Origin of the sequence: aff. Roholtiella sp. LEGE 12411 (genome assembly GCF_015206995.1) — a bacterium.
Lineage (GTDB): Bacteria > Cyanobacteriota > Cyanobacteriia > Cyanobacteriales > Nostocaceae > Komarekiella.
Genome location: NZ_JADEXR010000051.1, coordinates 19,376 through 40,362 on the forward strand (window position 1 = coordinate 19,376; position 20,987 = coordinate 40,362).

Annotated in this window: 16 protein-coding genes; 5 read left to right on the plus strand and 11 right to left on the minus strand. The window is 43.8% G+C overall.

All coding sequences use genetic code 11. The features are described from left to right. Positions 1-5 precede the first annotated feature (5 nt). Positions 6-1,007: a biotin synthase BioB gene (gene bioB, locus IQ246_RS13760; RefSeq protein ID WP_194003913.1), complete on the plus strand. Its 1,002-nt coding sequence runs from the start codon at positions 6-8 to the stop codon at positions 1,005-1,007. Positions 1,008-1,372: 365 nt separating this feature from the next. Here bioB and IQ246_RS13765 read toward each other — a convergent pair whose 3' ends face one another. Beyond that, the gene (locus IQ246_RS13765) at positions 1,373-3,166 is read right to left on the minus strand and encodes a hypothetical protein (protein WP_244142024.1); all 1,794 of its coding nucleotides are present in this window, start codon (positions 3,164-3,166) and stop codon (positions 1,373-1,375) included. A 518-nt stretch (positions 3,167-3,684) separates the two neighbouring features. On the opposite strand from IQ246_RS13765, the gene psaA reads away from it, so the two are divergent. The 3 genes from psaA (at position 3,685) to IQ246_RS13780 (ending at position 9,084) form a co-directional block, all read left to right on the plus strand. Further along, positions 3,685-5,943, plus strand: coding sequence for a photosystem I core protein PsaA (gene psaA, locus IQ246_RS13770; RefSeq protein ID WP_162395749.1), 2,259 nt, complete (start codon positions 3,685-3,687; stop codon positions 5,941-5,943). Positions 5,944-6,062: 119 nt separating this feature from the next. Beyond that, complete coding sequence (gene psaB, locus IQ246_RS13775) at positions 6,063-8,294, plus strand: photosystem I core protein PsaB (protein ID WP_194003916.1); 2,232 nt, start codon at positions 6,063-6,065, stop codon at positions 8,292-8,294. Between the two features lie 427 nt (positions 8,295-8,721). Further along, complete coding sequence (locus IQ246_RS13780; protein ID WP_194003918.1) at positions 8,722-9,084, plus strand: zinc ribbon domain-containing protein; 363 nt, start codon at positions 8,722-8,724, stop codon at positions 9,082-9,084. Positions 9,085-9,239: 155 nt separating this feature from the next. Here the strand turns inward: IQ246_RS13780 and IQ246_RS13785 are convergent, their stop codons facing one another. The 8 genes from IQ246_RS13785 to IQ246_RS13820 all read right to left on the minus strand — a co-directional run bounded on the left by IQ246_RS13785 (position 9,240) and on the right by IQ246_RS13820 (position 18,387). Continuing rightward, the gene (locus IQ246_RS13785; RefSeq protein WP_194003940.1) at positions 9,240-9,380 is read right to left on the minus strand and encodes a hypothetical protein; all 141 of its coding nucleotides are present in this window, start codon (positions 9,378-9,380) and stop codon (positions 9,240-9,242) included. A 47-nt stretch (positions 9,381-9,427) separates the two neighbouring features. Continuing rightward, positions 9,428-10,993 carry a radical SAM protein gene (locus IQ246_RS13790; RefSeq protein ID WP_208492155.1) on the minus strand — a complete coding sequence of 522 codons (1,566 nt, stop codon included), beginning with the start codon at positions 10,991-10,993 and terminating at the stop codon, positions 9,428-9,430. Positions 10,994-11,089: 96 nt separating this feature from the next. Beyond that, positions 11,090-13,726: a DNA mismatch repair protein MutS gene (gene mutS / locus IQ246_RS13795; protein ID WP_194003921.1), complete on the minus strand. Its 2,637-nt coding sequence runs from the start codon at positions 13,724-13,726 to the stop codon at positions 11,090-11,092. A 156-nt stretch (positions 13,727-13,882) separates the two neighbouring features. Continuing rightward, positions 13,883-14,098, minus strand: coding sequence for a hypothetical protein (locus tag IQ246_RS30375; protein WP_244142025.1), 216 nt, complete (start codon positions 14,096-14,098; stop codon positions 13,883-13,885). 332 nt (positions 14,099-14,430) lie between these two features. Beyond that, on the minus strand, positions 14,431-15,678 hold the full coding sequence (locus tag IQ246_RS13805) for an AAA family ATPase (protein WP_194003923.1): 1,248 nt from the start codon (positions 15,676-15,678) through the stop codon (positions 14,431-14,433). 383 nt (positions 15,679-16,061) lie between these two features. Continuing rightward, positions 16,062-16,280 (minus strand): type II toxin-antitoxin system HicA family toxin, encoded by a 219-nt coding sequence (locus IQ246_RS13810; RefSeq protein ID WP_194003925.1) that lies wholly within the window; start codon positions 16,278-16,280, stop codon positions 16,062-16,064. A 2-nt stretch (positions 16,281-16,282) separates the two neighbouring features. After that, entirely contained in the window at positions 16,283-16,528 is a 246-nt protein-coding gene (locus IQ246_RS13815) for a type II toxin-antitoxin system HicB family antitoxin (protein ID WP_194003927.1), read from the minus strand. Between the two features lie 257 nt (positions 16,529-16,785). Next, positions 16,786-18,387, minus strand: coding sequence for an alkaline phosphatase (locus tag IQ246_RS13820; RefSeq protein WP_194003929.1), 1,602 nt, complete (start codon positions 18,385-18,387; stop codon positions 16,786-16,788). 331 nt (positions 18,388-18,718) lie between these two features. On the opposite strand from IQ246_RS13820, the gene IQ246_RS13825 reads away from it, so the two are divergent. Beyond that, entirely contained in the window at positions 18,719-19,276 is a 558-nt protein-coding gene (locus IQ246_RS13825) for a PEP-CTERM sorting domain-containing protein (RefSeq protein ID WP_194003931.1), read from the plus strand. Between the two features lie 229 nt (positions 19,277-19,505). Here IQ246_RS13825 and IQ246_RS13830 read toward each other — a convergent pair whose 3' ends face one another. Both IQ246_RS13830 and IQ246_RS13835 read right to left on the minus strand, forming a co-directional pair. After that, positions 19,506-20,609 carry an AI-2E family transporter gene (locus tag IQ246_RS13830; protein WP_194003933.1) on the minus strand — a complete coding sequence of 368 codons (1,104 nt, stop codon included), beginning with the start codon at positions 20,607-20,609 and terminating at the stop codon, positions 19,506-19,508. Between the two features lie 276 nt (positions 20,610-20,885). Continuing rightward, positions 20,886-20,987: SDR family oxidoreductase (locus IQ246_RS13835; RefSeq protein ID WP_194001845.1), on the minus strand; the 102-nt coding region annotated here is incomplete at its 5' end.

Sequence of the window (20,987 nt, forward strand, 5' to 3'; positions counted from 1 at the left end):
TAGTGATGTCGGTGGTAATACGCTACGATTGGCAGGAAGCAGAGATTCGGGCGATATATAATACGCCATTGCTAGAGCTTATTTATCAAGCTGCTAGCGTGCATCGCGAATATCATGATCCAACAAAAATACAAGTCTGTAAACTAATCTCTATTAAAACAGGAGGTTGTCCAGAAGATTGTAGCTACTGCGCCCAATCTTCCCGCTACAAAACAGAGGTAAAGGCGCAAGCACTCCTAGAAAAAGAAACGGTAGTTAGCATTGCTCAGAAAGCTAAAGAAACGGGTGTTAGTCGCATTTGTATGGGTGCTGCTTGGCGGGAAGTGCGGGATAACTCACAATTTGAGGAAGTCCTGGAAATGGTCAAGGATGTGACCGCAATGGGTTTAGAAGTATGTTGCACCTTGGGTATGCTAACGGCAAATCAGGCTAGGCGATTGGAAGAAGCGGGACTGTATGCCTACAACCATAATTTGGATACCTCCCAGGAATATTACAGCACGATTATTACCACAAGGACTTATGGCGATCGCCTAAACACTATTGAGAATATTCGTCAAACAAATGTTACTGTATGTTCTGGCGGTATCCTCGGTTTAGGCGAAAGCATCGATGACCGTGTAGGGATGTTACATACTCTGGCAAACCTACATCCGCATCCAGAGTCAGTACCGATTAACATTCTCTCGCAAGTACCAGGTACACCCTTAGAAAATCAGCCTGATGTTCCCATTTGGGATATTGTACGGATGATTGCCACAGCACGGATTTTAATGCCAGCTTCTGATATACGTCTTAGCGCCGGGAGGGCTAGACTTTCCCAAGTTGAACAAGCTTTCTGCTTTATGGCAGGAGCTAATTCTATCTTTTCCAGCGACGACAACAAAATGTTAACGGTAACAACTCCATGCCCAGATTACGATACTGACCGGGAAATGCTAAATTTACTTGGCTTAGGAATGCGTCCTCCTTCACAAACAGGACTTACGCAAGTGTCATATTTTTAACGCCAGAGGTTGTCCAGAGTCAAAGGTCAAAAGTCCAAAAAACCTTGATTCTTGACCCTTGACCCTTGACTCTTATACCAGAAGCCTTGTGTGCCAGTTGCGTAAGTCCTAACAAAGATTAGAGAACTTAGCAAGTCCAGCTGTTGTTGGGTGAATCTCCCAATTGTGAGACTAGCAAAATTTCATGAGTATCAAGTTAAAACATCAGGCTAAGTGTCAACATAATTAAGCTAATCGCCATTCATTTTTCCCAGATGATTCGCTTGTAGTCAGGGCTTTAGCCCTGTTTACATACAACTTGAATGGCTTATTAACTTAGCAGCAGTGCGTCAGCGAAACTGACGCACTGCTTTCAGGTTTTCAAGTCACGGCGTTAATACAGGTGTAGGCATTACCTCCATCTGGGATTCCGGTACAGGAGACTCCATAACCTCTGGTAGCGTCGTCGGCGGCATAGGAGATGGTGCTGGTGGAGTCAGTACCTGATTTGCCCGACGGTTGAAAAATTCACCAAATCTTGATTTTGTTGGCTGAGGAGTAATTTTTTCAGGTAACGGCGTTGATTCAGGCGTAGGCGTTACCTCTAGCTGGGATTCCGGTGCAGGAGACTCGATAACCTCTGGTAGCGTCGTCGGCGGCACAGGAGATGGTGCTGGTGGAGTCAGTACCTGATTTGCCCGACGGTTGAAAAATCCACCAAATCTTGGTTTTGTTGGCTGAGGAGCAATTTTTTCAGGTAACGGCGTTGATTCAGGCGTAGGCGTTACCTCTAGCTGGGATTCCGGTGCAGGAGACTCGATAACCTCTGGTAGCGTCGTCGGCGGCATAGGAGATGGTGCTGGTGGAGTCAGTACCTGATTTGCCCGACGGTTGAAAAATCCACCAAATCTTGATTTTGTTGGCTGAGGAGCAATTTTTTCAGGTAACGGCGTTGATTCAGGCGTAGGCGTTACCTCCGGCTGGGATTCCGGTGCAGGAGACTCCATAACCTCTGGTAGCGTCGTCGGCGGCACAGGAGATGGTGTAGCAGTTGGAAGTTCCAATTTTGGTTCTTCTAGCTGTTTTAGTTTAGTTGGCTCTGTTTTTGGTTTTTCTGGAACTTCAGTTTCAGGAATAAGCTGTTTTTCTGCATTAGGTTGTATTAGGGGTATTTTTTCAATGGCGGGTGTAGGTTTAGTAGCTGGTATGTTGACAGTATAATTTGGATCTACAATCCCACGCACCTCATCTGCTGTGAGTTCTCCCCTGATAATTCTCGATAAAGTATCTTTACCCTTTGGCTGGTAAGTAATCAGTCTGACTGTAGTGTTAAAGGCATTTTTAACAGCATTTCCCTGGTTATCGATAAATTCCAGTTTTACCCAGTTTTGACCAGGCTTGAAGCCTTTGAGATAAACGGCTTGCCAACGGTCAAAAATGAAGCTTTCGCCATTAATTGTGCAGCGGATACGCCAATCACTAAATTCGTCCTTGGCATTTTCTTTAGCAACCAGGTGCAGGGGAGCGTTAGTTAGGTAAAAGTCAAGTAAGATTGGTTCTGCTCCGTAGTTGCCTTGAGGACGGCTATAAGTTAGCAGAGGCAAGCTAGAAGCGGGATTGTTATCGTCAGTTTTGGTAAAAATATGAAATGTTGTCTGGGCATAAGCACCTTCATTTTTAAAGCTTTCATACCAAGGACGAGAAGCAAAGACACGCAAGGTATGCGTACCTGGGGACAAGTCTGGCAAAACCAGAGGCTGATTCAGGTCATAAACAGGTATGTAAAGTTGGTTATCGAGAATTACCTGTAGATGTGGCCCCAGTTGCCATTGTGGGTCTTTAAATATTGGTAAATCTTTAACTTGAAAACTGGCTGTAACTTTGTTGTCTTGGAAAACTTCATCAGGTTTTGGAGTAATTATTGTCACCTGTGGCTGATAAGTTTCCAAAGTTGGGCGCAGTTCTTGAATCACAGATGGTGGAGAAACTTCCGAAAATTGCTTGGAAATCTGAGAAATCTGTGGAGAGTTTTCTCCAGAGCCAATAGATACTTCCTGGCCACCAGCTTTGTCGCTACAACTGGTTAAACCCACAACCAGCATCAATATCGTTACCCACCTGAGAACCGGGAACCTCCTAGGAAGGAGCTTCTCTAATACCGCCTTCTGCCACGAGTTCATACCTTCCACCCAGTGTAATAGTCGTCAACAACTGACAGATTATTTTGGCTCAAACTGTCCATAGGGAACCATAGCCCAAAAGGAAGTCAGGGGACAAGAGGCAGGAGTTAGGAAGAGTGCTGAGTGCTGTTAGCGGTAGCGGGGCGTTTAGCCCGTGTTGAGTCAAGAGTCAGTATTTATTCCCTTTGTCCCCTTGTCTCTACACTCCCACTCCCCCACTCCCACCTCCCAAACCATAAGTATTACGAATTGTTATCCTTTGTAAATTAAATGAAGAATCTATTGACTTTTTGTCCATTAGTTTGAACTTGAAAGGTAGATAATACAATTACTTTAGGGATTTTGAATTATTGTTAAATTATCTCTAACAAAGTACAAGTGAAGACTCTATAATTCAACGAGAAACAACTCTCCACATAGGGTCTTCATCGCGGCTTCAGCAAATTTCTGGAGTATGCGGCTAAGGTTAACTTTGTGGTATTCATGATTCCTCATTCCTGATCAAGAGAGGAGGTCGAATGACAATTAGTCCTCCGGAGCGAGAGGAAAAAAAGGCAAGAATCATCGTCGATAACGACCCGGTTCCCACTTCGTTTGAGAAATGGTCACAACCAGGGCACTTTGACAGATCTTTAGCCAGAGGTCCCAAAACCACCACATGGATTTGGAACCTGCACGCACTCGCCCACGATTTTGATACACATACAAGCGATTTAGAAGACATATCCCGCAAGATATTCTCAGCACACTTCGGTCACTTAGCCGTAGTGACAATTTGGCTGAGCGGGATGATTTTCCACGGCGCGAAGTTTTCTAACTACGAAGCTTGGCTAAGCGATCCTCTAAACGTTAGGCCCAGTGCCCAAGTCGTTTGGCCCATTGTGGGACAAGACATTTTAAATGGTGATGTTGGCGGTGGTTTCCACGGTATTCAAATCACCTCCGGTTTGTTCCAAGTATGGCGTGGCTGGGGTATCACAAATACATTCCAGCTTTACGTAACTGCAATTGGCGGCTTGGTATTAGCAGGCTTGTTCCTGTTTGCCGGCTGGTTCCACTACCACAAGCGCGCTCCGAAACTGGAATGGTTCCAGAATGTGGAGTCGATGCTGAATCATCACTTACAAGTGTTGCTGGGTTGTGGTTCTTTAGGATGGGCTGGTCACTTGATCCATGTGTCCGCACCAACCAACAAGCTTTTGGATGCAGGTGTTGCCCTAAAAGACATCCCCTTGCCCCACGAGTTCATCTTGAACAAAGACTTGTTGATTGAGCTGTATCCTAGCTTTGCTGCTGGTTTAGCACCTTTCTTCACCTTGAACTGGGGTCAGTATGCTGACTTCCTCACCTTCAAGGGCGGTCTAAACCCGGTAACAGGCGGCTTGTGGATGACAGACATTGCTCATCACCACTTAGCGATCGCAGTACTGTTCATCATTGCTGGTCACCAATACCGTACAAACTGGGGTATCGGTCACAGCATTAAAGAGATCCTGGAAAACCATAAAGGCCCCTTCACTGGTGAAGGTCACAAAGGTCTTTACGAAAACATGACCTCATCCTGGCACGCACAGTTGGCAACCAACCTGGCGTTCCTGGGTTCGCTGACCATCATCATCGCGCACCACATGTACGCGATGCCCCCATACCCATATTTGGCAACTGACTATGCTACGCAGTTGTGCATATTCACTCACCACATGTGGATTGGTGGCTTCTTGATTGTTGGTGGAGCAGCCCACGCTGCCATCTTCATGGTGCGGGATTACGATCCAGTTGTGAACCAAAACAACGTGCTGGATCGCGTGATTCGTCATCGGGATGCGATTATTTCTCACCTGAACTGGGTGTGTATTTTCCTAGGCTTCCATAGCTTTGGACTGTACATCCACAACGATACAATGCGTGCCTTGGGCCGTCCCCAAGACATGTTCTCTGACACCGCAATTCAGTTGCAACCAGTGTTTGCTCAGTGGGTACAAAATATACACACATTGGCTCCTGGTGGCACTGCTCCCAACGCACTAGAACCAGTTAGCTATGCCTTTGGCGGCGGGATCTTGGCTGTTGGCGGGAAAGTGGCGATGATGCCCATAGCTTTGGGTACAGCGGATTTCCTAATTCACCACATTCACGCCTTCACCATTCACGTCACCGTCCTGATTCTGCTTAAAGGTGTACTGTTTGCCCGTAGCTCTCGTCTAATTCCAGACAAGGCAAACCTGGGCTTCCGCTTCCCTTGCGACGGCCCTGGTCGTGGCGGTACTTGTCAAGTGTCTGGTTGGGATCATGTGTTCCTCGGACTTTTCTGGATGTACAACTCCATATCGATTGTGATTTTTCACTTCAGTTGGAAGATGCAATCAGATGTCTGGGGAACGGTAGATGCAGCCGGTAATGTGACTCACATCACTGGTGGTAACTTTGCCCAAAGTGCCATCACCATCAACGGCTGGTTGCGTGACTTCTTGTGGGCACAAGCTTCACAAGTCATCAATTCATACGGCAGTGCGCTATCTGCCTATGGACTAATGTTCTTAGGCGCTCACTTTGTATGGGCATTCAGCTTAATGTTCCTATTCAGTGGTCGCGGCTACTGGCAAGAACTAATTGAGTCCATTGTTTGGGCACATAACAAGCTGAAAGTAGCACCAGCAATTCAGCCTCGTGCTCTGAGCATTATTCAGGGTCGAGCTGTAGGAGTGGCTCACTACCTATTAGGAGGGATTGCCACCACTTGGGCATTCTTCCACGCGCACATCCTTTCAGTAGGGTAGCAATCAGCAAAATTTTGGATTTTGGATTTTAGATTTTAGATTTAATCCAAAATCCAAAATCTGAAATCCGAAATTGAACTGATACTTGATGGCTAAAGGTCAGAGGATTTATTAAACCTATGGCAACAAAATTTCCCAAATTTAGCCAGGATCTCGCGCAGGATCCGACCACGCGTCGGATATGGTATGCGATCGCCACAGGCAACGACTTTGAAACCCATGATGGCATGACAGAGGAAAATCTTTACCAAAAGATTTTCGCAACTCACTTCGGTCATTTGGCAATCATCTTCTTGTGGGCATCCAGCCTCCTGTTCCACGTAGCCTGGCAAGGTAACTTTGAACAGTGGATTAAAGATCCCCTTCATATCCGTCCAATCGCTCATGCGATTTGGGATCCCCACTTTGGACAACCAGCAGTTGAAGCTTTTACCCAAGCTGGTGCTAGCAATCCCGTAAACATTACCTACTCTGGTATCTACCATTGGTGGTACACCATTGGAATGCGGACGAATACCGAACTGTACACAGGTTCAGTGTTCCTGCTGTTATTCGCGGCTGTATTCTTGTTTGCTGGTTGGCTACACTTGCAACCCAAGTACCGTCCTAGCTTGGCATGGTTTAAGAGCGCGGAACATCGCCTAAACCACCACCTGGCAGGTCTATTTGGTGTTAGCTCTCTGGCTTGGGCTGGTCACTTGATTCACGTTGCTATTCCCGAAGCTCGCGGACAGCACGTCGGTTGGGATAACTTCCTAAATACCCCACCCCACCCAGCAGGTTTGACACCTTTCTTTACAGGTAACTGGGGTGTTTACGCTGAAAACCCTGACACTGCTGGCCATGTGTTCAGCACATCGCAAGGTGCAGGAACTGCAATTTTGACTTTCTTGGGTGGTTTCCATCCCCAGACTGAATCGCTGTGGTTGACCGATATGGCTCACCACCACTTAGCGATCGCAGTAATATTCATTGTTGCTGGTCACATGTACCGGACTAACTTTGGTATTGGTCACAGCATCAAAGAAATGCTGAACTCCAAATCTGGTTTAGTTCCTGGTAGTAAGAGTGAAGGTCAGTTTAACCTGCCTCACCAAGGGTTGTACGATACCTATAACAACTCGCTGCACTTCCAGTTGGGTATTCACCTAGCTGCTTTAGGAACCATCACCTCTTTGGTGGCGCAGCACATGTACGCCATGCCTCCTTACGCATTTATTGCTAAGGACTACACAACTCAGGCAGCGCTGTACACACACCACCAATACATCGCTGGTTTCCTAATTCTTGGTGCCTTTGCTCACGGAGCAATCTTCTGGGTACGTGACTACGACCCCGAACAAAATAAAGGCAACGTGCTTGAGCGTGTATTGAAGCATAAAGAAGCGATTATCTCCCACCTCAGCTGGGTATCTCTTTTCTTAGGTTTCCACACCCTCGGTTTGTACGTCCACAACGACGTAGTAGTTGCTTTTGGTACACCTGAAAAGCAAATCCTGATTGAGCCGGTGTTTGCTCAGTTTGTCCAAGCTGCTCATGGTAAGGTACTGTACGGCTTAGACACCTTGCTGTCTAACCCAGACAGCATCGCCCACACAGCATGGCCCAACTACGGCAACGTCTGGTTACCAGGCTGGTTAGATGCCATCAACTCTGGGACAAACTCCCTATTCTTAACAATTGGCCCTGGCGACTTCTTGGTACACCATGCGATCGCCTTGGGTCTGCACACCACCACCTTGATTTTGGTCAAAGGTGCTTTGGATGCCCGTGGTTCTAAGCTGATGCCCGATAAAAAGGACTTCGGCTATGCCTTCCCTTGCGACGGCCCCGGTCGTGGCGGTACTTGCGACATCTCCGCTTGGGATTCCTTCTACCTCGCTACTTTCTGGATGCTCAACACCATTGGTTGGTTGACCTTTTACTGGCATTGGAAGCATTTAGGTATTTGGCAAGGAAACGTTGCTCAGTTCAACGAAAACTCTACATACCTGATGGGCTGGTTCCGTGACTACCTCTGGGCTAACTCAGCTCAGTTGATTAACGGCTACAATCCTTACGGCGTGAATAACCTTTCTGTCTGGGCTTGGATGTTCCTATTTGGACACCTTGTTTGGGCGACTGGCTTCATGTTCTTAATCTCCTGGAGAGGTTACTGGCAAGAGTTGATTGAAACCCTTGTTTGGGCACACGAGCGTACTCCTCTAGCGAACTTGGTTCGCTGGAAAGATAAGCCCGTTGCTCTATCTATCGTCCAAGCTCGTGTGGTTGGTCTAGCTCACTTCACGGTTGGCTACATCGTTACTTATGCGGCATTCTTGATTGCCTCGACGGCTGGTAAGTTCGGTTAATATTTTAGTTGGCTGAATTAGCTTGTTGTAGGTAATTAAAAAAAATCCCCCACCTTTTGGCGGGGGATTTTTTTGAAAATTAAGCTTTAAATCAATAGACCTGTTGCAAAAATAAATTATGGTAAAATAGATGGTTTTGCTTTCTTTGATCAGAATTCGGATGCCGAATTTAATCAGCAGCTACTTTCCTTAGTTGACAAAGTTGCGGTTGAGCAGAATGACCGCAAAATGCTGTACTTATCGGCTGGCACATTTGTTATTCCAAAGCAATAGTGCGAGCAAAACAAAACTTATTGTTACCTTCGCAAACAGAGCGAACGCTTAAAATTAAGTTGAGTTACGCTAATTTATCGTTCGCTCCTCCCTTTCCCCTTGTTTGCGTAAACAGCTAAAATCAAAGTATTTACTTACCTAATTGGCGCTGAATTTGGCTACTGTATCTTGTCCCCGCTGCCATCAACTCGTTGATCATCAAGCTATCAGTTGTCCCTATTGCCGTATAACACTTAAAGCTTACGGACATCCTGGCATTCCCTTACACCGCGCTACGGGAGACGGGTATTTGTGCGACACCTGCACTTATCATGCCGATGATACCTGCAACTTTCCCCAACGTCCCTACGCCAAAGACTGTACTCTCTACCAAAATATTGAAGAAACTAAATTAGAGTTGGAACAGCAGCGTTACACCAGCAGCTTTATAGTAACTGTGAAAAACTGGATCAAACGCAATCAAGCTTTGCTGGTACTAGTGAGTTTATTATTAGTCTGTTTGTTGATGGTTCTATGAACATCTTGAACTAGAGATATGTTCTCTGGAAGTTAGGTTGAGGTTCTGACCAATTTCACCGTTTTGGCAAGGTTGATGTCCATTACAATGATCTTGACATACTCCCCCGAATTGAATTCGGGAGATTCTGAGGTCAAACAGCAATTGCAGGTAAATCAAAGATTACTGGCTAAAAAAGGTGCAACTTCAACAATGCGATCGCCATAGTCAATATCCCATCCAAACGTCTGGTCATCAGATGCTTTGCCGAGTTGTACCACCCCAGCAGTCTTTTTGTTGATCTTGGTATTTTTCACACCAGCCTTTTTTTGAATTATTTGGTGCTTGGGGAGTGTTAATACAGTTAGTTATTAATTAGCCCTGAATATTCCCCGTTATAGTTGGTAAATTCAGTCTTTGCTCTGCGAATCTTAGATAGACGAATTTGCCAATCGGAAACCTGCTCGTAGCTAAGGTGATTAGTATTGCAAGTAGGAGTCCATAGCCCTCCCCAAACACAGGAGTCTTCAAACTGTAGCAGACCTGACTTGCGTAAGTTTTGGGATTGTGGAGTTCCTGGTAAGGGAGCAATGCTGTAGCAAGCAATCTGAAATTCTACTTCAGGGTTAATCTCTACGAGTTCATCCACGAGTCCTGAGATCGCTTCCTCAAGATGTAACAAGCTATCATCATCATCATCTGGTAGCCCGATAATGATGCCATAGGTAACGACAGGTACACCAGTTCTGACTACAGATTTCATCAACGTACAATGCTCTTGCCACGGCAACAACTTGCTGTATGCTTCTCGCCCAAAAACCGGACGTTCAGCAGGGATATAAGCTAAAGTACAACCTACTTTGCCATCCCAGCCAAAAAGTGCTTCAATAACTTCTTCGTCAGGCCTGAGATCGGTGTTTTCGTAGTTGCGTCCATGTCCCAGAGTTGCTTTCCGCAGTTCTAAACCATTAGGCCACATTAGAGATATTCCCATCTCCCGCGCACCATTGGTAATTTCGAGGATCTCTTCTCGTCCCCCAGGAAAGAGTCCACGGGCGAGAAATTGATCGGAACCTATGTAAATCGAACGAGCCCCCGCCTCTTTCTGGCGAGCCATCCATTTCAGGGTTGTTTGTGGGGTCATTCTCCGATAGCCAGTGCCGTAAGTGGGTGTCTGGCAAAAGTCACAGGTGCGATCGCAACCAATGTCAGCAACCACCGAACCAATGGGCACAACTCCCTGTACATTTGGTAGTGTCCCTAAACATTCCCTAGCCACCTCCACAGAGGGTAGCGCCCAATCTTCTGGACTCTTTGCTTTAGTCTTCCTGGCATATTGTTTGCCGTCTGCGAGAATTACACCTGTGAGTTCTTCCCGTGGAGTTTTTCCCAGTACATAGTCAAAAATCGCCCAATTAGCTGCACCGGATTTATCCTGAACTACTGCTGCTGCTCCAGCCTTCAAGTAGTGTTGCGGTTCAGCCACAGCATCCGATCCCCCAACGACAATTGGACGACCACCTTTGGCAAGATGCTCGATGAGCATACAGCTTACTTGACGATCTTGGGAAAAATTAACCGTAATTCCCCACGCATCATAGGTGTGAGGATCGAGATCGGAAATTTTGCCCCCTACATAAGTTTTCCGCAGAGTTATACCTTTCCAGAAAATCTGCCCAAATTCTTCACTATAATTTTCATCTCTGAGGTTGACCAATCGCGCGTCAAATCCCCCTGCTTGCAAGTCAGCGATCAAAACTTGCTTGCTGATTAAAGAACGATTTCTAAATAAAGAAGTCCAATTATTGCCTTCTGCATCGTATAGTCCCGTTGCTGGAACTTCAATCAGTCCAATTGTTGGATACTTGTCACCTACAATATTCGAGGGCGCAGAATGTGGAATAAGAGCAGGGGTTTTTCGATGCGTCATGATTGCAATTCCTTAGCGGTAGAATAAGTTGGCGAGCCAATATTCTATACAATCAGCAGATTATAGCGGAAAAATAGAATAAATCAAAGAATTTACCTAATCTAGACTTTGCAAACCCATCGCAATCTTACTGTGTTTCTCAATTTGACCCATCACTTGTTTGGCCCGTTGAATCACCACCGCTGGTAAACCCGCTAAGCGTCCCGCTTCAATACCATAAGACTTATCAGCGCCTCCCGGTTGAACTTGGTGCAAAAAGATAATTTGGTCGGGTAACTCCTTCACCGTCACCTGATAATTAGCTACATTCGGCAAAATGCTAGCCAGTTCGTTCAACTCGTGGTAGTGCGTAGCAAAAATCGTCCGCGCCCGAATATTCACAGCTATATACTCCGCCACCGCCCAGGCAATGGAAAGACCATCAAACGTCGCCGTTCCCCGGCCAATTTCATCCAACAGCACCAGCGACCTAGAAGTGGCATGATTGAGAATATTCGCCGTTTCATTCATTTCCACCATGAACGTAGATTGACCCGTTGCTAAGTCATCTACTGCACCTACACGCGTGAAAATACGATCGCATACTCCCAACCTGGCAAACCTAGCTGGTACAAAACTACCAATCTGCGCCATTAACTGAATCAATCCCACCTGGCGCAAATAACAACTTTTGCCACTTGCATTTGGCCCAGTGAGGATAACTAAGTCGGGAGGCGGGGAGGGGGAGAGAGGGAGAGGGGGAGAATAATTCTTTATTTGTTCCTTCATGTCCTTGTTTTGTTCGCGGTTCGTTTCCTCACCTCCCAACTGCGTCGAATTTGGCACAAAGAACCCCGCAGGTAAAGACTGTTCCACCACCGGATGACGACCATCAACAATCATAATCTCCCGTCCTGGCAACATTTCTGGACGACAATAACCTTGATGTACCGCCAACTCAGCTAAACCACATAACACATCCACCGCCGCCACTGCGCGGGAGAGATTGCGAATTACCTCCGCCTGTTGTCCCACCTCATCCCGTAACGCTCCAAAAACTTCATATTCCAAATGATTTAAATCATCCCGCGCTGTCAAAATCCGCGCTTCCCGTTCCTTCAACTCTGGCGTAATATAGCGTTCCTCATTAGTCAGGGTTTGCTTGCGGATGTAATTAGAGGGTACTTGGTCAGCTTTGGCGCGGGAAATACTAATGTAATAACCAAATGTTTTATTAAATCCTACCTTTAATGTGGGAATTCCTGTCTTAGCTCTCTCGTCAACCTCCAAATTGGCAATCCATTGCTGATCTGCTTCGACAGTTGACTTTCTCTCATCCAATTGGAGATTTACTCCAGCGCGAATCAATCCACCTTCCTTAATATGTATCGGCGGTGACTCCACAAGATGGACGTGTAATTTCTGTGCCAATTCTGACAACACGGTTGGCACTTTCTGCAAAGCTTTCAGGAAGGGGGAACGTGCCTCACTCACTAAGCGGGATAATTCTGGTAGGCGTGATAAAGAATCTGCCAAAGCTACTAAATCTCTAGCATTAGCAGTACCAGAACCCGCCCGCCCCGTCAGCCGTTCCAGGTCATAAATCTGCCGTAACAACTGTCGCAAATCCTGACGCAGGGAGGTATTTTCCATCAATTCATGGATGGTATCTTGCCGCGCCCGAATACCTTTAATATCGAGTAGCGGTTGTAATAACCATCGCCGTAGAGCCCGCCCGCCCATAGCTGTATTCGTTCTATCTAACGCCCAGAGAAGGGAACCATGAAAAGTTCCATCACGAACAGTTTGGGTAATTTCCAGGTTACGACGGGTTTGGCTATCTACAATTAGGTAGTCGGTGACAGTGTAGGTGCGTAGCCTCTGGAGGGTGACAGGGTGTTCTTTTTGGGTATCTTCCAAATACTCCAGAAGACCGCCAGCCGCACGAACAGCCAGAGGGAGATGATCGCAACCGAGTCCTTCAAGCGATCGCACTTTAAATTTCTGCAATAATCTCGGTCTAGCTTCCGCTTGCGAAAATGGTACTTGCGATCGCAAACTATAGCAAAATGATGGTGGCAAACACTGCGGTAAATGCGGCGAAGTTTCTCCCGGACGCAGCAAACTACCCAAATCGGGAGCATTGGTAGGAACAAGCACCTCCGAAGGCTGCAAGCGCATTAATTCTTGTGTAAGATGTTCTAAATCACTACCTTGAGTCGTGAGAAATTCACCTGTAGAGATATCTGCATAAGCTAAACCCCAATGGTTAGCAGCAATTACCACAGCCGCCAGGTAGTTATTGCGACCGGATTTTAGCATTCCCTCTTCCAGCAAAGTCCCAGGAGTCAAGATACGCGTTACCTCTCGCCGCACCAATCTCCCAGTAGCTTCTGCTGCATCTTCCACTTGGTCGCAAATGACCACTGCATAGCCTTTTTCTACCAATAGCGTCGTGTAGCGTTCCCAAGCGTGGTGCGGAACACCAGACATTGCGACGCGCCCCTGTTCCCCAGCTTGTTTGCTAGTGAGGACTAATTCTAATTCTTGCGCTAGCGTTACAGCATCTTGGAAATAGCATTCAAAGAAATCTCCTACCCGATACAGCAACATCGCGTGAGGATATTTATCCTTCGTCTCGACATAATGCAAGTACATTTGACTTAGCTTGCTGCGATCAACCATTTGATGGTTGGAAATAAAAGTACTTGCGTCAGCCTTGGTAGATGGAGTTTCAGAGTGAGAAGCGGTCATAGATGCTAGGGGGAGTTACGCACGGAAATTCCACAATATCCGATGATAACGTGATGTGAAAGTTGAGGTGCGATCGCTCAAGAATTTTTTACTATTGGCTTGGGTTGTTGGCTGGGGCATCCATTTTTGCTGTTAGTGTGGAGAACAAGCGATCGCTCAAGGATTTTTTACCCTTTTGGTGCGATCGCTGCGGCGTGTAGGTGGCTGTGGTGGAGGTGGTTCCTGTGATTTTAGCTTATCGTCATCAGTCAGAAATTCTACATAGTAGTCTTTTTTGTCATGGTAGTACTTGCCCAAGATGACAATACTAGCATCACCCATAGAAGTCTTTTCTACAGCTTGATTAGGGAATTTAGCCGCTAACTTTTTCAATTCTTCCTCCTCCCAAAGAACAATTTGCTCACGGAACTTAGCCCAAGGAGTTGTTTCATCAGCTGCATAAGTTATAATTTCGGCAAATTTTTGAGCTGCTATACGTTTACTTTCTGAATTTGCTGTTTTAGCCTGTGCAATGTGATTACCTGTTTCTATAACAGTAGCTAAAGGCAGTACCAGCGTTGTTCCTTTGGCAATTTCTGCCTTAATTTTCTGATTTACACGCTCAAAATTCCATTCATTATTACCAGCAGTTTCTCTACCTGGAACTTATAACCAAACGCATAAAAGCGATGTATCGATGAGTAGCACCTTTCTCATATTAGTAACTAGTTACCACGAGAAAGGCTTCTTTCAATTGCACCCTTAGTTGTCATATCACCTAAAGAATATGATGCAAATAACTTAGAAAAATTATCAATATCTTCTAAAAGTGTAAGCTTGCTTTCTCCAGTTTCAGAATCGCGGTGTGCGACAACAACAAAAGGAACTATCTCTGAGCCTAAAGCATCAAGTAAAGCCGGGTTATGAGTAGTTATTAAAATATCAATTTTTCTTTTACTACCAATCTCTCGCAATATTCTTACCAGCAATTCTGCACGCGAAGGATGAAGCCCATTATCTATTTCTTCAATTACTAATTGACTGCCTTCAGATCGAGTTAGTAGCGCTGTGAGAATTGCTAGAAAGCGTAAAGTTCCATCTGACATACTTCTAGCATCAATCTCTGTAATATGGCCAGGCTTCCATTCTTCAACACAGTAAAGCATGGCATCAGTGCCAAACCTACCAACTTTTTCTGCCCACACTCTTTGAATATCGCCTTCTGGTAAATCCTTAATGTAGTCAGATAAAGTTGATTCAACCTCAGCTTTCTGCTCGTCAGGCAAAGCCGCTAGTACGCCTGCAAGATTGGATGTATCAGTTTCAAGGCTCTCAGAAAGTCGTGAATAATCCCGCATTTTAGAAATAATGGGATTCAGAGAAAAAATATTTTCAATACTATTAATAACTGTATTAATTTCATTACTAATAGAATCGGAAAATTTGATTATTTTTAAATCTGTTAGCATTGAGCCACGAAGTGTAAAATTTCTAGTCACTGGAATTTTGGTATTTTCATTTGTAAAAATTGCAGACATGCTTATAATTCCATTTGAGCCTAAAGCGAATCTAAACAGGTAATTTGGAAAATTGATTTGCTTATAATTGTTGGTATTATTTTTGCGAGTTACGTATTCTTCTAAAACCTGAATAAACGGTTTTGTTTGTATTGTAATACTATAGAGGTAATCAGTTTTATCATCTTGACCTTGTACTAGTGCCTTCAATGTAAATTGAGTTCCAGGTTTCAGAGCAGCGCCCTCTACACCACCTCGAATAGAAGTAAGATTTTTGTCTCCTGCTAAAGCAGCTTCAATATCCTCACCTTTAACTATTCTTTGTATAAATTCCAAAGCTTCAACGACATTAGATTTCCCACTCGCATTCGTCCCAATCAGAACAGTCAACGGGTCAAGCGGAAGCTCTGCATAACGGAAACTTTTCCAATTTTCAAGGATGAGTTGCTTAAGCATAACCAATTCCAAAAATGCTTAGATTCTATTTTTATGATACTCTCAATAGCAACTACCCCTCTTCTGTCACTCTCCGAAAACATTTGCCATTTCTGAATTCTAGAGCTTTTATCTACCAAGGGTTCACGCGATTTTTTTCTAATAACAAATACAACACCCATTTTTTTCTAATAGGATAGCTTGTATTGATTGCCTGATGAGGCTTCTAGCTATTACCCTCCCGGAGAGTGACAAAAGAGGGCTACAGCACTTCCGGCGGCTATGAGGTACATCCTCATAGCTGAAAGCTATGATAGGAGAGGGGTAAGAGGAAAATTGTATTGCATAATAGCCGGAAGCGCTGTAAGGGCGCAAAGTGCAGAGTTTAATACACCCTTGAAATTTCACTCACCCAACCATTCTTCACGAGAAACTCCAGCTTGTCGCAATAGCCGTGATAATAGACCCACACTAATATCACCCTCATGAGAATTGGTAATAATCACAGTAACATCACCTCGCCGCATTTGTGGGTGCTTTCCTCCTGCGTAAGGGCCTTCAAAGCCCAACTCTTGCAGACGTTTTACCAAATCACGCCAAGAAACAGGGGTTAATCTAGACATTTTTATACAGGTTTAGTCAGTTCATTGAGGTTGATACCAGCGATTACGGGAATCATTAACCCCAAATGCAACCGTAGCGCCAGCCAGTCACTTAAAGCTTCTCTTAGTTCCCGCCTACAACCTTCTAACGTTTTATGACTTGCCCAGACTCCTTGTAAACTTGGAATTTCACCCCAATAAATTTCATCATCTTCAATGATCTCATAAAATGCTAGTTCCATTGCTTGGTCAATGTAGCTTGCCAGCATTGTTAGTTTTCCTTCGCCTTTATGTTGAATTTTAGCTATAAATCCCTTCTGTTTCACTTTCAACTTTTGCAGGTTATGACTATGATCTATTTTGGCTAAATTCTCCAGCACGCCAACTATCAGATATAATTTAGCTGCAATCAGTAGCGGCGACTACTGCACCATCTCAGCCAAAAAACAGCAAAGCCAGCAGACAGAGTAAAAAATTACCCAATTACTCTATCTAACTGGCTAAATTTTACTAAGCTTTTGACAACTTATTTTTCTGGCGGTAAATCTACGCTGTAAACAGTCTCCCCAGCCAAATTACGCAGTGTTACCGTCATCACATTTGTATAAGCATTAATTTTGACACCCCCAAAAAACTGCAAACCTTCACTTGGAGGTCGATTTGCTTTCGTACCTAGAGGAAGGCTTTGAAATACCAATTGTGGCCCAAAAGTATTTTCCAGTTGGTTGGGCCCAAATGTGCCGGAGTTAAGAGGCCCAGCCACAAACTCCCAGAAAGGCTTGAAGTCAGTAAACTGTGCTTTAGCAGGGTCGTAATAATGGGCTGCTGCATAATGTACATCAGCAGTTAACCAAACAACATTCTTGATATCCTTGTTTTTAATAAATCGTAGTAAGTCAGCAAGCTCTAATTCCCTTCCTAAAGCTGGGCCGTTTCCATTAGCCCAAGCTTCAAAATCAGTGCTACCATCTCGAACTATCAAACCTAGAGGCATATCACTAGCAATAACTTTCCAAGTTGCTTTTGATGATAGTAATTGCCTTTTGAGCCATTGCACTTGTTTTCTGCTAAGAAATTCCGTGTCTTTACTTGGTACTGGCTGATTATTGGGAGTGTTCACTCCCCGATAGGTGCGCTCATCAAGCATGAAAATATCTAGTAATGAACCATACTTGAAGGAGCGATAAATTCTTGCTTTGTCTGGATCATCAGTTTTATACTCAATAGGCATATATTCTAAAAATGCTTGCCTTGCCCTTTCTGCTAGCAAGTTAACATCCTTAACTACATAGCGGTTATCGTTAAGAAGAAATTCGCCAGGATACCAGTTATTTGTAGTTTCGTGGTCGTCCCACTGTGCCAGTATAGGAACTTCAGCGTTGAAGCGCTTAACATTTTCATCTAACAAATTGTATTTATAGTTACCACGAAATTCTGTTAAAGTTTCCGCTACTTTTGATTTTTCTTCTGTGGTAATGTTTTTCCAGATTGTGCCATCGTCCAGCGTTACTTCTGATGAAAGTGGGCCATCAGCGTAAATATTGTCGCCAGAATGGATGAAAAAGTCAGGTTTAAGTTGGCGCATGGTTTCGTAAATTTTCATCCCACCAAAATCAGGATTAATACCCCATCCTTGACCCGCAGTATCTCCACCCCAAACAAAGAATATATTTCGTCCATGTATGGGAGGAGTTCGGAAAGTTCCATTAACAGGAATGCTATTAATGTTCTGATAATTTAAATCTTGGAAAATCACCCGATAGAATATTTGTTGGTCTGGTGGTAAGTTGTTGAGATTAATTCGTGCTGTAAAGTCGCTATTTTTTAAAGCATTGGGGCCGAGAACGCGTTGAACATTACCAAATGATTCACTGGTAGAATATTCTACGATCATTTTTGCAGAGCGATCGCTACGACTCCAAATAACAATGCCATTGTTAGAGATATCTCCGCTAGCTACGCCATAAGGTATTGCAGGACGCATTTTATCGGATGTGATAATTGCAGGTGCTTGAGCAAAAACTTGTGATTTTGATACAAGATTTGTAGAAATAACTCCACCGGCTGTGATTGCTGAACGGAGCAAAAACTGGCGACGGTTTAGCTTCAATGAGTGATGGGATTCCATATTAATTAATGCCAAGTTTAAGCAAAAGTATTATAGGATAAGTAATTACCATATATTTTTATAGGAATAAGTAAAGATTGAGTTATTCAAGGGTTAATAAAAAGTTATTAAATTTCTATAATATTACCTAACATAATATTATCTTCACCTTTGATTAAAGTCTGCTTAAACCCATGAAACCAAAGTGAGTTAACTCCAAATACTTGGGAACGTGGATTAAATAAAACGCAAAAATTTTGTTTGCTAGAGTGCGTTAACAACAGCTAAACGCATCTACAAAACTTTGTAGTGTATACATTGCTTGCAGAAGTTTATCGTGAGGAAAACTGAAATGAAATTTATTCCACAAATAGTGCTTGCTACTGCTACTCTTGCTCTAGGTTTTGCTACCATCGATGCAAAATCAGCCTCCGCCACAATTGTTAGTTACGCTTTCAATGTTGATAGTCCTATAAATAAAGGACAGGGCTTTTTTAGCTTTGATGACTCAACTTTTAGTAATGACAACATTCCAGAGGCGAAAGTGAAGTTGCTCCATTTTCAATTTAATGGTGACTCTACTATTTACACAGAACAAGATGATGTCAATTATCCAGAATTCCCCATTGTATTTTCAACCACATTTTTAACAGGAAAGAAATCTGTAGGATTAGAATATCTATTCAACAATAAATCTAATCCTTCTAGCTCTATCAGTTACGAAATTGTAGGTGAGGATTTTACAATTTTTTCTAGAACTTCTCCAAATTCCGAAATCGTCTCTGGCAAACTTTCTTATAGTAAAGTTCCTGAACCTACAACTTTAGGTAGTACTCTTTTTGCTTGTAGCCTTGGCTGGATATTGAAGAGAAAAGCAACATCAATCAAAAAAGAAAAGGTTAAATTTTAACCTTTGTTTGGGGACAGCTAATATAGTTGACTAGAAACATCTTTAAAACAATAAATAATCGATTAATTCTAAAGAATGAAGGATGATTAACTCATGCTTTATAAGACCTGTCTTAGAAGACTACTTCCAAAACAGGTCTATTCTTTATTTTTTAACGCATTTATTGAACATCTATTAATTGTCTTAAGTATCTTATGACATTTGTAATGTGAAAATATAAGTCATAATTTTAGCTATAAGTTCCTACTACATCACTTTCAATTTTTGCGGATTTTATATCGACATCATCTATCTTATTAAATTCCCCCGCCCGCAAGCTATCTGTTGTATCTTTGATAAAACTGGCAATTGGTATAGCGACTAACAAACCCAATACGCCTCCCAATTTGGCTCCCAGCAGCAAGGAAATCACAACCCATACGGGATTTAAACCAGTCAAATTTCCCAAAATCCGAGGTGCAATAAAATTAGAATTAACTTGATCAATTGCAACAGCTACGCCTAAAACTTCCACTCCTAGCCAAAAGTTTTGCAAGGCTACCAACAGACTGACTATGGCGATACCTACCCCCGTACCAAAGGGGAAAAGAGAGAACAAGCCAATACCAATTCCAAAAAGTAGAGCCAAGGGAACTTGCAGTGCCAAAAACGCTAATGTTATAGTCAATCCCAGTACAGCACCTAATGTTGCCTGACCGATGAAGTAATTGTGGAAATCTTCTCGTAGTAATTGCCTTACTTTTAAGCCCATATTATGCGGAAACCAATGAAAAATTCCGTCCCAAAGACGTTCGCCATTTAATACTAAGTAGATAGTCAGAACTACCGCTAGCAAAACGTTGACCACAGTACCAATAGTATCGACGGCAAAACCAAGAATTCTCCCAGTGAAGGACTGAAGTTGGTTAGATAATTGGTCAAGAGCTTGAGTAAATAAACCACTTAAATTAATGGGAAGCTGTTGTTGATTTAACACCCAATCTTGAAAAGCTTGTAGTTGTTGAGTCCCAGAATCAATCCAACTGGGCAAAATATTAGCTAGCTCATTTAGCTGTCCTAGAATTAGGGGAACCAAGGTAATACCTAAACCCACTAAAACCACTACAGTAAAAAGCAATACTCCCCCAATAGCCAGGTTGCGTTTCACTCCTTGTTCTTGGAGAAATTGGATTGGATAATTTAACACAAAAGCCAATAGGATGGCGGCGGCAAAAATACTAACCAAAGGTTGAAAATACTGTACAACCTGGATTAATAGCCAACCATTGAGAATAGCTAGGGGAAATGCCAATCCTAAAGTAATCCATCGCGGCAGTTTGTTTGCTGATTGCATTAGTGGTAACTCCACAAGAGTTCTAACTTTATTTTGGCGGGAATTAATGAAATCGGGCCCCCTTTGGGGATTAGGGACTGGAAACTGGGAAACGGGGAACTGGTGAGGCACCAACTCCAGAGGGCTTCTCTTTGCAGGCGACTCTAAAACCGAAGGGAGACTTGGAGACTCTTAAGAGAGGAAAAGGGTAAAGGTTAAAGGGTAAAGAGATGGTTTGTTTATCCCCAATGCCCAATGCCCAATGCCCAATGCCCAATGCCCCATTCCCAAATCGTATTACATTCCCATAATTTCATATCCTGCATCTACATAAAGAACTTGTCCGGTAATTCCGCTAGACAAATCGCTACATAAAAAAGCCGCAGCATTGCCAACTTC